Raw genomic sequence first — 15,105 nt, 5'->3', positions numbered from 1 at the left:
CTCCTATAAATACTTTTTAAATTCCTCTTCAACCCTGGCCTCATAATAATCATCCAGAGCCCCGGGTTTGGTTTTTGCATGACTTTTTTTCACGCTTGGAACCTTGACCCATCGACTTAGAGCCAAATATATCAAGGTTCCTCCCATCATAATACCCAGGAAAGGAATAACCCAAGCCATTAAATTAAAGCCCTTTTTAGGAGGACTTGTTAAAATTCCTTCTCCATACTGATCTACATAGGTTTTAATAATTTCTACCTTCGTCTGCCCTAATGCGAGTTTTTGGCGTATTTCTTCTTTAATCTGCTGGGCAGTAGAATCTTGACATGCTGCTACAGACATACTCTCGGCAAAACAAGCTGGGCAAATCAAGCTGTTTTCAATATCGCTTTGAGTACTGGCTAAAGCAGGGGAAATGTTAAGCAGTAAAAAGCTCCCCAGGAGAATCCCGGTCAGGCTTATCTTTCTAACGAGCCCTCTTGCCATAGGACACCTCTCCTCTCCCAAGATATCGGCTTCCAACCCCACTACCCTTTCCGGGCCATAGGGCGAATATAACCCCTATGACAATAACCCATCCCCCAGTCCACAGCCATTTTATCTGAGGATTGATATGGATCTTGAAAATTGCTGACCCGTCATCCTCCCATCCTGTTAAGAGGACGTATAAGTCTTCTTTGAACGTCGAGATAATTGCTGGTTCCGTCATGGGTTGTTCTGAGGTTGAGTAAAAAACCTTCTCCACTTGTAAGTTCCCTATATCGTTATTATTGTGGATCACGCTCAAATCGGCATAAATAACCTCCATATTATCCCTTGAGGTTTGCTGAAGTCCCTTAAAAGAGATAGTATAGCCTCCAACCTCAGCAGTTTCTCCTGGCTTGAACGTTTTGACAGCTTCACTGTTAAATATATTTGAACCTGTGATCCCTACAATCATCATCACAATTCCCATATGAATTACATAGCCGCCATAGCGCCGTCTGTTTTTGTTTAAGAGCCTGATTAAAGATACTATGAGGTTCTCTCCGGTCAACTTTTTTCTTACCCGAACTCCTTTAAGAATATCCTGGAGGGTTGAAGAAATCACAAAAACGCAGATAGTGTAGGCAATTAAAGCATAAGGTTTGGTTATTCCACCTATAAAAACCATCACTAACATGCCTATGATCGCAATAATCCATGGCCACAGAAAATTTTTAGCAATATTTTCAAAATTAGCCTTCCGCCATGCAATCAATGGGCAAATTCCCATGAGCAACGTAAAGGCTAAACCTATGGGTGCGTTGACCTGATTAAAGAAAGGGATTCCCACGGCAATTTTTTGGCCTACAACGGCTTCTGAAACAATAGGGAAAACAGTTCCCCAAAAGATACTAAAGGCGGAACCCACGAGTAACAAATTGTTCAATAAAAAACTGCTTTCCTTAGATATATAGGATTCAAACTGATTTCCTTGGCGAAGCAGGTTGATTCTGTCGGCTACCAGATATAAGGCTGCTAAAATTATTAATGAGGTAAAGATCAGGAAGTAAGCACCTAAGCTAGAATTCCCGAAGGCATGAACGGAAGCGACAACCCCACTTCGGACTAAGAACGTTCCAAAAAGAGTTAAGCCGAAAGTAACGATAATTAGAACCATGTTCCATATCTTGAGCATATTTTTACGTTCCTGGACCATGACCGAATGCAGGAAAGCAGAACCGGTAAGCCAAGGCATTAACGAAGCATTTTCTACGGGGTCCCAGGCCCAGTAACCACCCCAGCCCAATTCTACATAGGCCCACTGGGCCCCAAATAAATTACCCAGTGTTAAAAACAGCCATGAGATAAGTGTCCATTTTCGAGTCAGCTTAATCCACTGGTCACCCGGATTTTTCATAATGAGGGCTGCCATCGCGAAGGCAAAGGGGACAGTGAAGCCAACATATCCTAGATATAAGGTAACCGGATGGATTACCATCCCCGGGTTCTGAAGCATTGGGTTCATGCCCATTCCATCCGGTGGCGGATTTAGTAGCTGTACAAAAGGTTGGGAAACAAAATTTAGCATAAATAAGAAAAATACACTGACTACCATCATGATAGGGCTGGCGTAGGGGATATACTCTCTATTTTCTTTCGAAACTGTAACAAGGGCTGCTAATAGAACAAGTATCCAAGCCCAGAATAATAGTGAACCGGCATTTCCCGCCCACAGAGCCGTTAATTTATAGATGGTCGGCAGATCCTGACTTGTATATTGGGTTACATATTCAATTGAAAAATCGCCGGTTATTAAAGCGTAGAGCATAGCAAAGACGCTTAGCGTCGTAAAAAGTGCTGTTCCATAAACGGCATTTTTAGCGCTTAGGAGATATTTTAGTCCTCTATTACTATTAAACATAAAGAAAGCAACTACGGAATAGATCCCCATCCCAAAGGCAATCGACAATCCGATCGTACCAAAATTAGACACAATGATGTCCTCCCATTTTCTATTTATTGTTGTTCTTCATATTTTGAAGGACATTTGGTCAAGACTTTATCGGCTAGAAAAACTTGTTCAACGGTGTATTTCCCATCCACTATTACTTCAATCCCATCATTAAAATTATCAGGCTTAACTCCTTTATATAAAACAGGCATTGTTTCTTTTTGATCTTCTGAAATCATTTCAAACCTTAATTCCACTTTAGATGGTTCCCACTGAACGCTTTCGCCGACTAATTTACCACTTACTTTAAGAGTTTGTTTCCCTAACTTTCCTTTATCTGCGCTAGCCGTTACTTCATTAATGGTCATGTAATAGGTCTTGGCATTGTTAAAACCGCTGACCATCAAGTAACCAAAAGCCCCTAGTAGTACAGATAGAGCAAGGATAAGCTTTATTTTCTTGGGCATTATCACCCCTCCTCCTAAGAATCTTCCTCTTCATTAAGTTCAGCCAATAATTGGTGATAGGTTTCCTCGCTAATCCTTCCACTTAATAAGGCATCTCTTAATTTTCTTTTTTCTGCCTTAAGTTTTTTATGGCTTGGTTGTTTATTGCTTGGATTTTGTAGTTTCCTAAATTCCTCATCTGTTATAAATTCTTCATGTTCATATTCTTGCTTACGGTTTCGGTGTATAGGAATAGGCTTTCTACTCATCGCTTTATAGATAATTAGCCCTAGAACTCCGACAAACGCGGCTAAGAAGATCAATACAACCGCAGAGCTAGTCCTCTTGTTCTGTGGTGACTGAGTCGATAGACCACTTTGGACTTGCTGCTCGCTCAGAGAGGCAACCGAGGGGTTAGGATCAGACTTAGTGTAGCTGACCTTTATTTGTGCATTACTCCCAGGTTTTAAGTCCTTTAATTCTTTCTTGTAAACGCTGAAGCCCTCGTAACCAGTTTGTGCTTGGCCGAAATCAGGGGTAACAACCATGTTTGAAGCTTTTTTAGGCTGAAATACGCTTACTTGAGCCTTGGCGACAGGATATTCGGAAATATATTCATAAACGAAGGTTTTATCCGGGTCGCCCTCTAAATTGTTGTAATAATACTCAATCTGCAGAGATTTTGTTTCACCGGGTTGTAATGGTGTAGGAAACCTCCAGACAATTTGATCATTTTTTTCATTGTGTTTTATCGTAGGTTCAAGATGATTATCTCCCTTAGTTTTATCTGCTACCGTATATCTTTTTGAGTTCTTGGGAAGATTCCAGACAAACTCACCTGAGTAGGGCTGGTCTGAGGTATTTTTAAAGTCGACGGAATAAATTAATAAAATATCCGGTGTATCGTACTCTGGCATTACATTAATATCCATATTCATGATTTCGAGTTTAGACGTTTCAGCCAAGCTAGTTTTGGTACCTATCATTAAGCTAAGGACCATGATAAGCGCAAAAACCCATTTTTTTGCTTTGGATTGCCTCATATTCCATACCCCCACGATTTAAATCTACTTAATAAACCTATCCTACTCAGGTGTCAGAAGTGTGTCAGAGGTTTGTCAGAAATGTAACATTAAAAAATAAAACCAGATGATTAACATCTAGTTTTAATGTAATGAGGAACAAATCGATCTAATTTTTGAATACCTTTGGGAACCTAACGCAAAAGATCGAACCCTTACCTAAAGTGCTTTCTACCCCAACTTGGCCACCATTCTTCTCGGTTAATTGTTTAACGATAGCTAAGCCTAAACCAGTCCCACCTGTTTCGCGGCTCCTGTCCTTATCCACTCGGTAAAACCTATCCCAAATATGGGGCAGATCTTTTTCCGGTATTCCTAGCCCAGAGTCCCTTATTGAAATGCTGATCATGTTTTCAGATTCTGCTATAGATATCGAAACATTCCCACCCTGAGGGGAATACTTTAGAGCATTATCCACTAAATTTACTATAATTTGGTGGAGGGAATTTACATCAATTTTTAGGAGAACTGAATTTACTTTAGACATGACATCCATAGTAATCAAATTTTCTTCAGCCCTCGATCGAAAGCCTGTTATTACATTTTCGATAAAATCTTTAAGTTCGACATCCTCGGGTTCCAAATAACTTCCTGCATCTGATCTAGATAAAATCAGGAGGTCATTCACAAGATAAGATAATCGATCAGTTTCGTCATTAATAATTGTAAGAAATCGTTGCTGTACCTCGGGGGTTCTGCCCTTGTTATCAATCAAGGCTTCAATATAACCTTTGATGGATGTTAAAGGACTTCTTAATTCGTGAGATACATTAGCAACAAATTCTTTCATTCGTTCTTCATTGGCTTCAACCTTACTCGACATTTTGTTAAAGGTTTTTCCGAGTTGGTTTATTTCCTTAATTCTTGTATCCGTCGGAACAGTGACATGCTTTTGGCCATTTGCTATTGATATTGAAGCTTCGGTTATGGTTAGAATAGGCCTTGAAAGACGCCTCGATAGGATTATCCCTATTAGAAAAGCAATGGCTAACGAAACAATGCCTGCGCTCAATACCATTTGAGTAAGGTTAGATAAGGCTTTATCAATCCCACGTATCGGAGAGTATAAAATAATGGCTCCAATGATCCTTTCCTCATGGTTTATGGGGATTATAACTCGAATAACCGGTTCCTGAAAATATTGGGATTGCCCTTTACTTACAGATACACTACCTGATTGCATTATCTTTAGTTCAGAAGCCTCTAAATAATTCCCTTCACAGTATTCATGATTTGCCGCAGCGGCTATGACTGCACCCCTTTTATCGACTACCCAGACCTCAGTCCCCATATTCAAGTCCAAGCGGTTAGCTAAGTTGACAAAATCGTGGGGGTCCCTCTTTTCCACGAGAAAGGGCTTAACCTCCTGGGCCATATCTTGTCCTTTAATAATCAGCTCCCTTTCTTTCTGCTCAAAAAGATAGTTTTTAAACATAAAGGATAAGCTTACCCCAATAACAACCAAACTTATTACAACAATGAGGATAAAGGAGCCAACCAGCCTTGTAAATATGGTTTTCATTGGTTGGGCACCTCAAATCTATACCCAATTCCCCGTACTGTATGTATGAAGATGTAGTTTTTTTCTTCATGATTTATTTTTTTGCGCAGCCGTTTGATGGCTGAATCCACTGCCCTTGTATCTCCTACATAGTCAAAGCCCCAAACTTTATTCAATAATTGTTCCCGTGTAAAGACTTGTCCCCTGTTGCGCGTTAAGAAAGCCAATAAATCAAATTCTTTAGCAGTTAGTTCAACCTCCAACTCGTCTAAAAGAACCTGATACTTTACGAAATTAATATGAAGCCCTGGTAAGTCAAGAGTATCATCTGGAATACGTTTTCCTCGGCCCATGGAATCCGAAAAGCCCTTATTTGCCCCCCTTTCTCCGCCAATTAAGCTTCTTCTTATTTGGGCCTTAACCCTTGCCAAAAGTTCTCTGGGGCTAAAGGGCTTGGTTATATAATCTTCGGCACCTAATTCTAGACCCAGGACTTTATCAATTTCTTCTCCTTTTGCAGAAACCATGATAATCGGCACTTGACAGAAGTTCCTAATTTGCTTACAAACTTCCAAACCATTTAAAACCGGTAGCATAATATCTAACAACACTAAAGAGGGCTCATCCGTTTGGACTTTCTCTATTGCCTTAGGACCATTTTCAGCATGAATAACGAGGAATTCTTCCTCTAGATAAACCTGTATCAATTCCCTAATTAAAGGGTCATCATCCACAACAAGGATCTTTAACCTGTCTTCCACCTTTAAGCCCCTTCCAATAGGATTAAGTTATCTTTTGCATAATTTCGCTGCTATTGCCTTGGTGCCCAGAGTATCACAGAGACACCAATCATGCATATTAACGCTCCAATCCAATCGTAAACATCCGGTGTTTTACGATCTATACCCCAGCCCCAAAGTACTGAAAGAATAACAAAAACACCACCGTAGGCAGCATACACCCTTCCAAAACTAGGAAACTTTTGAAAGGTAGGAATTATCCCGTATAGCACAAGTATAAGTCCACCTATTATTCCATACCCTACAGGCTTGGCCTCGCGTAACCAAAGCCAAACTAAATAACCCCCACCTATTTCTGCTAACCCGGCTAGAATAAATAGACTTATTGTGCTAAACATAAATTCAACCCCCTTGTGATACTTATACATTTCATTATAAGTCAACAGTTCAACTATTACGAATCATACAATAAACACTTTTGCCGAAAAAAGTTGAGAACTCTACTTAATTCGTAAGCATTGGAACAATAATCTTTAGATAACAAAAGCACGGGTACCCTATACTGGTTACCCGTGTTTTAGTTAATTTGCATATGGATCTATCTAAAGCAGAGTCTTACCACATTCCCCCATAATAACCGCCTCCACCGCAACCGTAACCATAACCTGGAGCATACCCCGGAGTTGGAATCTGACCCTGTTGTTGGCTAAACTGCTGACGATATTGTTCACTAGCGTCGATATTAGCCTTTGTAGCATCTGCTTGAGCCTTGGTGATCTCGCCTGCCTCAGCGTATTTATCCACAATCTGTTTTCGAATCTCTGAAATTTGTTTATTTAGGGCATCGATATCAGCTTTTTGTTGATCCGTGATAGCAGCATAGACAGGAGCAGCTGCCAAAGCGAGGGCAAATACCAAAGTAAGAATAACTAATAACCTTCTTTTCATTTTATGTACCTCCTTGTTATTATCTTAACCATAGTATAAACAAGTTTCTTTACAGAAAGATCACATTAGATTAACATTTTTGTTACATTTCACTTCGGTAGGAAAGGTGCTGACTACAATATCACACCTTGGTATTTTATTGATAATCCCCTCTCTGATTTCATGAACTATGGCATGAACGGATCTGTGGCTTTGGTTTGGGCAAATCCCAACATTTATATCGATATATTGATTCCCTCCTAAAGGCCTTATTCTAATTTCTGCTATCTGGAGAACACCGGTAATTTGGCTGATCTCGTTTTCGATCATTTCCTTCATGCCTTTTGGTGCGGTATCAAGCAAAACATCAATGGTCTCCCTGCTAAGCTTGATGCTCACCTTCATAACAATCAGCGCAACACCTAAAGCCGCTATTGGATCAGCATACTTCAAAACAGGAATGTTAATATAATTACCCATCCATACACAGACCAAGCCCACAATAACTACTGATGAGCTCCATACATCACTGCTGAAATGAAGTGCATCAGCTTCTAATGCCTGACTTCCATGTTCCTTAGCAGCCTTCTGCAAAACCTTTACTCTCGACGCGTCAACAATGATCGAAATAATCATTGTAAGTACACCCCATTGAACTCCAATCAATTCCACACCGCTGCCGAAAAATAACTTTTGCCCAGCTTCATAAATAATCCATCCGCAGGTTATGAAAAGAAGCACTGTTTCGATAAGGGCAGAAAAACTTTCAATTTTCCCATGTCCGTAGTGGTGCGTGGAGTCTGCTGGTTTATCGGAAAACCTTACAGCGAAGAAGGTTATAACTGCAGCACACAAATCCAAAGCTGAATGCAGGGCCTCTGATAAAATACCTAAGCTACCTGTAAAAATGCCCACTGCAAGTTTCATTAATGTGAGAAATACCGCTGCAAAAACCGAACTCAATGCTGCCTTTTGTTTGTCAATAGCCATTATTATCTAATCACTCCTAATTTCTTTATGAATTAACCAATTAACTTACTACTAATGACGTCTACTACAAAAAAAAACCTGTGGGACTATAATAATTTATAGTCCCACAGGTTTTTTATCCTGCTGCCGGCAAACTGGCCCAGCCCCACACACTTTAAAGAAGCGTATCGCCTGCTCAATTTAGAGTTTAATATCAAATTTATTTATAGAATACGTCAACCAATTAGATTTGTCAACCAGCTTTAACGTCCAAGCGAAGAATACATTCTCTTAAGAAAACCCGGTTTTCATCGTCCCTTGGAGAGAGGCTGGCGCCTCGTCGAAGGTTGGCGTCAGCCTAGCTCTGTCACCCTAATACCTTAACTGAAATAACTGACGCGATCTCTCGATCAACTGAAACTTGTGTATAGCCTCTTACATGCTGTTATTTCTGTGGTGAACTAAAGAATTCTTTTTAAGAAATCACGTTAAATCAGTGTAAATTTCCGCGTCATATCTCGAAGATTTTGAGTATGCTGTAAGTTCGGCCATTTGAACTGAGATTTCACTAAGGAGTGGGCCTGCTCCTGACCTCCGAGAATAATTTGTTGAGCTGATTGGCTCATCGAATCATTGGCTCGTGCAATTTCTACGGTCGCCTCTAAGATGACTTCAATTTCTTCTTTCGACTTACGAATTGCACTGTCCATTGCTTTAACATAATTAACCCCTTGCTGCGAAGCCAAGGTCGGATAATCAATATACCTTTTTAACATTTTTGTTACAATTATCTTTTCAACAGGACTACAGACGCTTAATGTCGAATTGTGATATTTATAATCGGTATTTATGCAAATGTTTGGAGGTTTGTCACTGTTGCGAAACCCTTGGCTTATAGCTCTTAGCATTTCTTTTACTTTAGTCAGTTCCATGGTTGTTCCTGCCAAAGCTAATGAGCTTGACGATTTTATGGCTAAGCAATCTGAAATTGAAAAGGCCCAAAATAAAGCGAAGAGCCAGATTAAAGATCTGCAATTTACTGAGGAACAAACCAAACAGAATCTTAAGGAACTTGCAAGCCAAATTAGCGTAGCTAAAATAGCCCTGTCCCAAAAAGATTCTGCTTATCTTGAAGCGAAGGTCAGCGTGGAAGCAGCGGAAAAAGAGCTTCTTGCTAAACAAAAGGACCTTGAAAACAGACAGGATGCCCTTCGTAAAAGGGTTCGGGGTATTTACGAGGAAGGAAACTTTAGCTACCTGGATATACTTTTTCAAGCTGAGAACCTCAGTGAATTTATAACCAAGTTTGAGTATTTTGAAATGCTGATACAAAATGACCAGAAACTACTAGAGTCTATTAAAGCAGAAAAAGATAAAGTCCTTCAAAAAACTGAAGAGCTTAAAGAGAAACGTGACTTAGCTGAAAAAACAAGACAAGAAGCTATCGCCGCTAAAGGTGTTCTAGAGAGCAAAAAACAGGAAGAGCAGAATTCTTTGGCAAAAGTCACTCAAGCACAAAACGAACTCTTTACCCAGATCAACAAACTCGAAAAAGATTCCAAAGCCTTGGAACAAAAGATTCGACAGTTACAAGCCGGGCGCACCGGCGGTGTGGTTGGTAGTATCAGTTATTGGCCCTTACCAAAATATCACTCCATTTCTAGCCCTTACGGTTGGCGTACTCATCCAATTACTAAAACCAAACGCTTACATACAGGAGCAGACATTCCTGCTCCAAGCGGTACCCCTATCTATGCAGCTGGTGCCGGAACAGTAATATACTCAGGCTGGTATGGGGCCTATGGTAATACCATTATAGTCGATCATGGTAAAGGGTTATCCTCGATGTACCCCCATCAGTCAAAAATAGCCGCTTCAAACGGCCAAAACTTAAATGCAGGTGACCTAGTCGGTTATGTAGGTTCAACTGGTTGGAGTACTGGTCCCCATCTCCATTTGGAGGTCCGTGTAAACGGTAATCCCACTGATCCCCTTGCTTATTTTCGGTAGAAGTGAATTCTGCTTTAAACTCACCTTTTTCTCACTGTCAATTTGGCTTTGATCTTATTCCTTTTACGAAAGGAATAACTATCTGAGCTTATGTTCCATTTTGTAGATGGTGGAAATCAGCTATTAATGAACCCTATGAGAATTACATAAACTTAACGGTTTTATAACATTTTGTTAAATACTAAACAAAAAGCCCCTCTAAACGATTAACGTCGGGAGGGGCTTATCTGACAAAAGCTAATAATTGTAGAGTGATTTATCGCCGTGTCAGTTTATATAAATTTTCGAACTAATTCTGAGAATTAACTGGATGCTTAAGTTGTTACAGCCCGGTTAAAAAGATTGAGTATATCTTATCATTCATGACCGGATTGTCTGCCGGACATATGATTCTCACCCATAGTATTATGATTCTCGTTATAATTGTGATTCATATTATAACCATTTCCCTTTGTATTTATGCTCAGATTTGATGGTTGAGTGCTTTTGCTCGGTTGCGTTACATGCATTTGCTGGTGTTGTTGGGGATTCATATTTGAACGTCCATCATTGTAGTGATAATTGTTTTGTGCCGGGGTAACAGGTGCTGGAGTAACAGGTTTCGGAGTAACGGGCACTTGGTTGACATGTACTGGGTTGACGTGTGCAACGGTAGTAGTTGTAGCTGGGTCAGTTGCTGGGGCAGCAGTTGCTGCTGGGGCAGTTACAGGGTTGGTGGTTGCTGGATCGGTCACTGGGATGTCGGTTGCTACAACTGCAGTAGTACTAGGATCAACAGACATTGGTTGTGTTGCAGCACTAACTACCGCAACCGCTCCCCATTATTAGGCCAAGAGACAATGTGCTTACTATGACAGTATTTTTTAAAATTTTCATTAAAAATCATCCTTCCTCAAACTAATTAGCAAAACTACATAAATCCACTACAATAGGACTTCGTCTTAACCTAGGTTTTCCGTTCGAGACTTTTCTGATGACCACCCCCCATATATTCATTAAGTTATTCGCAATAGTTTTCTATTTTTTGCGGGTAGTATAAAAAAAGAAGTGAAAAAGGTAGGACAATGGCCCATTCTTAGCCTTGTCCTACCTTAACCTTACTTTAACATTTCACGTTTCATACTTAATCTCCCATCCCTTTTGGAAGATCAAATTTACAAAATAACTATTCTAGCACTTACACTATTTAATCTGTTTTCATGACACGCATAGCGTTAATAACAGCAATCAACGTTACACCGACATCAGCAAACACTGCTTCCCAAATAGTAGCGATACCTCCAGCACCTAAAACAAGTACAAAAGCTTTAACTCCCAAGGCGAAAGCTATATTCTGCCAGACAATGCTTCGTGTCCTTTTGGCAATTCTAATGGCATTTCCTAGCTTAGAGGGTTCATCTGTCATGATCACAATGTCGGCTGCCTCTATGGCTGCATCAGAACCTAATCCCCCCATTGCCACGCCAACATCTGCACGAGCCAGTACAGGGGCATCATTGATACCATCACCAACAAAGAGTAGCTTCCCTTTTGTTTTCTTTTGTTTTTCTAATAGTTCCAGCTTCTCAACCTTCTGATCGGGGAGTAATTCAGCATGTACTTCATCAAGCCCTAACTTGTGCCCAATCGCTTCTCCCACCAGTTTGTTGTCTCCGGTAAGCATTACCAGCTTTCTTACGCCAATCCCCTTAAGCTCTTTGATAGCCTTTAGGGCATCATCCTTTATCTCATCTGATATTACAATATAGCCTGCATATTTGCGATCAATCGCTACATGAACTACTGTACCGATTTCATCAACCTCATCATAAGTGATATTTTCTTTAGCCATCAATTTTTTGTTACCAGCAAGGATACGTTTACCCCTGATACTTACTTTGATTCCATGCCCTGAGATTTCATCATAATCTTGAATTTCGCTTTTATTAATTTCTCTCCCGTAAGCTTTCAGGATTGAGATTGCAATAGGATGGTTTGAATAGCTTTCAGCAAAAGCAGCATACTCCAAAAGATTCTCTTCAGATTCATGACCTTGTGTAGAAATTTTAGTAACCTTAAACACTCCTTTTGTAAGGGTGCCTGTCTTGTCAAAAACTATCGTATCCACATTGTTTAAAGCTTCAAGGTAGTTACTGCCCTTAATTAAAATACCATTTTTAGCAGCTCCGCCAATTCCCCCGAAGAAACCCAATGGTATCGAAATTACTAAAGCACAAGGACAAGATACAACGAGGAAAACCAAAGCTCTATAGATCCAATCTGAGAAAGTGGCCCCTGAAACAACCAAAGGTGGAACAACAGCCATTGCTAAGGCAACAAATACGACGACTGGAGTATAATACCTGGAAAACTTCGTGATAAACTGTTCAGTCGGAGCTTTCCTGCTATTCGCATTTTGTACTAAATCAAGGATCTTTGATACAGTTGAATCTCCAAACTCTTTCGTTACCTCAACGGTTAACAGACCATTCTTATTAATGGTTCCCGAAAGAATTTCGTTTCCCGGCTCAACTTCTCTGGGCACTGACTCCCCGGTTATGGCCGAAGTATCGAGCATTGACATACCCTCAATAACCTTGCCATCGAGGGGGACCTTCTCTCCCGGTTTTATAACTATGATATCTCCAACACTAATTTCTTCAGGCGATACCTTCTTAATATCCTCTCCAACCTTAAGATTTGCATAGTCGGGTCGAATGTCCATCAAGGCACTGATTGACTTTCTCGAACGGTTAACGGCCATATTTTGGAAGAACTCGCCAACCTGATAGAAAAGCATGACTGCCACACCTTCAGGAAATTCCTTGATCGCAAAAGCACCTATGGTAGCAACCGTCATTAAAAAGTTTTCATCAAACACCTGACCCCTTGAAATATTTCGAACAGCTTTTAAAACAACTTCCCCACCGACTAAAACATAGCTCACTAAGAATATACTAAATTCAGCCCAGAAAGGAAGCTCAACTAATATTGCAGCGAAAAAAAGAGCTGCTCCTATACCTAATTGAATAGCTTTTGACTTCTTAATCCCTCCGTCTTCCTTACCTTCCTCTTTCTTGTCCTCGTTTTCAACTACTTTGATTCCGGATTCTATTTGTATAGCGATTTTAGATGCTTGCTCAACGACCCTAGGCAAATCGCGCTTCTGGTCCACTTCAATGGTTAGTTTTCTCGAAACAAAGTCCACAGTGGCGGAACTCACACCATCAAGACTATTAACCTCTTTTTCAATCTTTGTTGCACAATTAGCGCAGTCTAATCCAATTAAAAGTAATACCTTTTTTTCCTTTCGTGACAAAGCTTTATCTTTAATGATAACATCGGGTTCAAGTTTGTTAATTATTTGGTTTGCTTGACTTAGCACATCCTCCTGATTTCCATTACTGTCCATGTTTATCGTAAGAATCTTGGTTACAAAATTCAAGGAAGCACTTGAAACACCTTCAACCTTTTTGACTTGCTCCTCAATTTTAGTAGCACAGTTTGCACAATCCAGGCCCTCTAATATAAGCTCTTTTCTAGCCAATGAACTCACTCTAATTCCCTTCTTTCTGTATTCACTTTACAACGCTTCAAAAGCGTGACAATCTATTCATTAATATGGGTTAGACCTTGATTAAATATTTGCTTAATATGTTCATCTTCCAAGGAATAAAATACAATTTTTCCGTCTTTTCGATATTTCACCAGCCGTGCCTGCTTTAAAACTCTTAGCTGATGGGATATTGCCGATTGGGTCATATTTAACAAGACAGCGATGTCACAGACACACATTTCAGCTTCATCCAAAGCCCAAAGTATTTTAATTCTAGTCGAGTCACCGAAGACCTTAAATAATTCTGCAAGGTCGTACAAGTTTTCTTCCATAGGCATTTTTGCCCTGACCATATTTACGATCTCCTCGTGTATAACATTGCAGTTACACCTATCCACATCATTTCTTTTATCAACCATTTTAATTCCTCTTTTCATATCCTTTCACTTGAACGTATGAGTAACTATTCATATATTATCTTGATTATATTTATCTGTTCTGTAAAAGTCAATACTAAATCCAGTAGACGCACCTAAATAGTCAAAACCATTACTGAGGCTCGATCCTCCGGGAAGTCCATGAAACTTAATATTATTCTACATAATCGGATTCAGGAACGAAAGATAGTAATTTCGTCCTGCAGATGTCAAATCGAGAAATTGAATAACTTATTATCTGTAGTACTGACTACAAAATGAGAGATGTAAATAAGATTCCCAGGATAAGACCTGTTATAATGCTAGGAAAAAGGTGAATTCTTCGGGTATGTTTTATTGCATGGCCCAAGATCTCTTGCCAAGTCACCATGAAAATTGTACCGATTGCAATCCCAAAGAAGATAGCTAATAATTTCGGGTTAATTATTCCTAAGCTTGAACCAAGGAAGGACCCTAGTCCGGCAGGAAGAGCTACAATGCAGGCGATAATTGGAATGGAAGTACTACTAAGCCCACTGAGTGCCAAGGGGAGTAAGATCGCAAAGCCCTCTGGAAAGTTATGCAATAACATAGTAGCAGCTAAATCTAAACCAATCTTATCATAGTTCACCAAACCGATTCCCATGGCAAACCCGACAGGTAAATTGTGAATGGCTACCCCTATCGCGAGAAGTATTCCGGACCGAATAAACATGGATTTACTTGGATTGTCAGTTATAATCACAACTTTATGGAAAAAAATCTCCAAACGAATAATCATGAGGATACCTATAATGATTCCGATTCCAGTAGCTAATAAACCACCTGTACTGACGCTTTCAGGCAAAAGTTCAAATGTCAGAAGAGAAAATATAACACCAGCTGAACAGGCTAGAATTAGTCCTGAGATTCTCTCGAAGTATTTTCCCAACCCGTAAGCAACTATACCACCTAGGGCAATACCCGAACCACCAACTCCCAATCCCATCAAGGTTGAAAATAATTGACTACTTATCAAAGCATCTCCTCCTCTGGTGTTTTAGAATATTGTTTTACGCCTATA

At 40.0% G+C, this 15,105-nt stretch carries 15 protein-coding genes and 1 riboswitch; of the genes, 1 reads left to right on the top strand and 14 read right to left on the bottom strand.

Going from position 1 to position 15,105, the window contains the following annotated elements; translation table 11 throughout:
• Positions 1-3: 3 nt before the first annotated feature.
• The 10 genes from HGJ98_RS13335 to HGJ98_RS13290 all read right to left on the bottom strand — a co-directional run bounded on the left by HGJ98_RS13335 (position 4) and on the right by HGJ98_RS13290 (position 8,857).
• Positions 4-486: a cytochrome c-type biogenesis protein CcmH gene (locus tag HGJ98_RS13335; protein WP_291351899.1), complete on the bottom strand. Its 483-nt coding sequence runs from the start codon at positions 484-486 to the stop codon at positions 4-6.
• Positions 467-2,458 (bottom strand): heme lyase CcmF/NrfE family subunit, encoded by a 1,992-nt coding sequence (locus HGJ98_RS13330; protein WP_291351898.1) that lies wholly within the window; start codon positions 2,456-2,458, stop codon positions 467-469. Before HGJ98_RS13330 ends, HGJ98_RS13335 begins: the two co-directional genes overlap by 20 nt.
• A gap of 23 nt (positions 2,459-2,481) precedes the next feature.
• Complete coding sequence (locus HGJ98_RS13325) at positions 2,482-2,883, bottom strand: cytochrome c maturation protein CcmE (protein ID WP_291351897.1); 402 nt, start codon at positions 2,881-2,883, stop codon at positions 2,482-2,484.
• A gap of 14 nt (positions 2,884-2,897) precedes the next feature.
• Positions 2,898-3,905 (bottom strand): hypothetical protein, encoded by a 1,008-nt coding sequence (locus HGJ98_RS13320; RefSeq protein ID WP_291351896.1) that lies wholly within the window; start codon positions 3,903-3,905, stop codon positions 2,898-2,900.
• Between the two features lie 148 nt (positions 3,906-4,053).
• Positions 4,054-5,466: a HAMP domain-containing sensor histidine kinase gene (locus tag HGJ98_RS13315; protein WP_291351895.1), complete on the bottom strand. Its 1,413-nt coding sequence runs from the start codon at positions 5,464-5,466 to the stop codon at positions 4,054-4,056.
• Positions 5,463-6,206 (bottom strand): response regulator transcription factor, encoded by a 744-nt coding sequence (locus HGJ98_RS13310; RefSeq protein ID WP_291351894.1) that lies wholly within the window; start codon positions 6,204-6,206, stop codon positions 5,463-5,465. Before HGJ98_RS13310 ends, HGJ98_RS13315 begins: the two co-directional genes overlap by 4 nt.
• Positions 6,207-6,256: 50 nt before the next feature.
• Positions 6,257-6,583, bottom strand: a complete 327-nt coding sequence (locus tag HGJ98_RS13305) for a YnfA family protein (RefSeq protein WP_291351893.1) — start codon at positions 6,581-6,583, stop codon at positions 6,257-6,259.
• Between the two features lie 217 nt (positions 6,584-6,800).
• The gene (locus HGJ98_RS13300) at positions 6,801-7,133 is read right to left on the bottom strand and encodes a YckD family protein (protein ID WP_291351892.1); all 333 of its coding nucleotides are present in this window, start codon (positions 7,131-7,133) and stop codon (positions 6,801-6,803) included.
• Between the two features lie 60 nt (positions 7,134-7,193).
• Positions 7,194-8,102, bottom strand: a complete 909-nt coding sequence (locus HGJ98_RS13295; protein ID WP_291351891.1) for a cation diffusion facilitator family transporter — start codon at positions 8,100-8,102, stop codon at positions 7,194-7,196.
• Between the two features lie 97 nt (positions 8,103-8,199).
• Positions 8,200-8,291: riboswitch (NiCo riboswitch) on the bottom strand.
• A 278-nt stretch (positions 8,292-8,569) separates the two neighbouring features.
• Positions 8,570-8,857, bottom strand: coding sequence for a hypothetical protein (locus HGJ98_RS13290; RefSeq protein WP_291351890.1), 288 nt, complete (start codon positions 8,855-8,857; stop codon positions 8,570-8,572).
• A 100-nt stretch (positions 8,858-8,957) separates the two neighbouring features.
• Between HGJ98_RS13290 and HGJ98_RS13285 the strand changes: the two genes are divergently transcribed.
• Positions 8,958-10,091: a peptidoglycan DD-metalloendopeptidase family protein gene (locus tag HGJ98_RS13285; RefSeq protein WP_291351889.1), complete on the top strand. Its 1,134-nt coding sequence runs from the start codon at positions 8,958-8,960 to the stop codon at positions 10,089-10,091.
• A gap of 356 nt (positions 10,092-10,447) precedes the next feature.
• Here the strand turns inward: HGJ98_RS13285 and HGJ98_RS13280 are convergent, their stop codons facing one another.
• The 4 genes from HGJ98_RS13280 to HGJ98_RS13265 all read right to left on the bottom strand — a co-directional run bounded on the left by HGJ98_RS13280 (position 10,448) and on the right by HGJ98_RS13265 (position 15,060).
• Positions 10,448-10,873, bottom strand: coding sequence for a hypothetical protein (locus HGJ98_RS13280; RefSeq protein WP_291351888.1), 426 nt, complete (start codon positions 10,871-10,873; stop codon positions 10,448-10,450).
• A gap of 404 nt (positions 10,874-11,277) precedes the next feature.
• Positions 11,278-13,617, bottom strand: coding sequence for a heavy metal translocating P-type ATPase (locus HGJ98_RS13275; RefSeq protein WP_291351937.1), 2,340 nt, complete (start codon positions 13,615-13,617; stop codon positions 11,278-11,280).
• A 62-nt stretch (positions 13,618-13,679) separates the two neighbouring features.
• A complete protein-coding gene (locus HGJ98_RS13270) occupies positions 13,680-14,045 on the bottom strand; it encodes a metalloregulator ArsR/SmtB family transcription factor (protein WP_034599479.1) in 366 nt (121 codons plus the stop codon).
• Between the two features lie 268 nt (positions 14,046-14,313).
• The gene (locus tag HGJ98_RS13265; protein ID WP_291351887.1) at positions 14,314-15,060 is read right to left on the bottom strand and encodes a ZIP family metal transporter; all 747 of its coding nucleotides are present in this window, start codon (positions 15,058-15,060) and stop codon (positions 14,314-14,316) included.
• Positions 15,061-15,105 lie beyond the last annotated feature (45 nt).

Origin of the sequence: Desulfosporosinus sp. (assembly GCF_014237355.1) — a bacterium.
Lineage (GTDB): Bacteria > Bacillota > Desulfitobacteriia > Desulfitobacteriales > Desulfitobacteriaceae > Desulfosporosinus.
The sequence above is the reverse complement of the archived record's forward strand: the minus strand, read 5'-3'. Positions and strand labels throughout refer to the sequence as shown.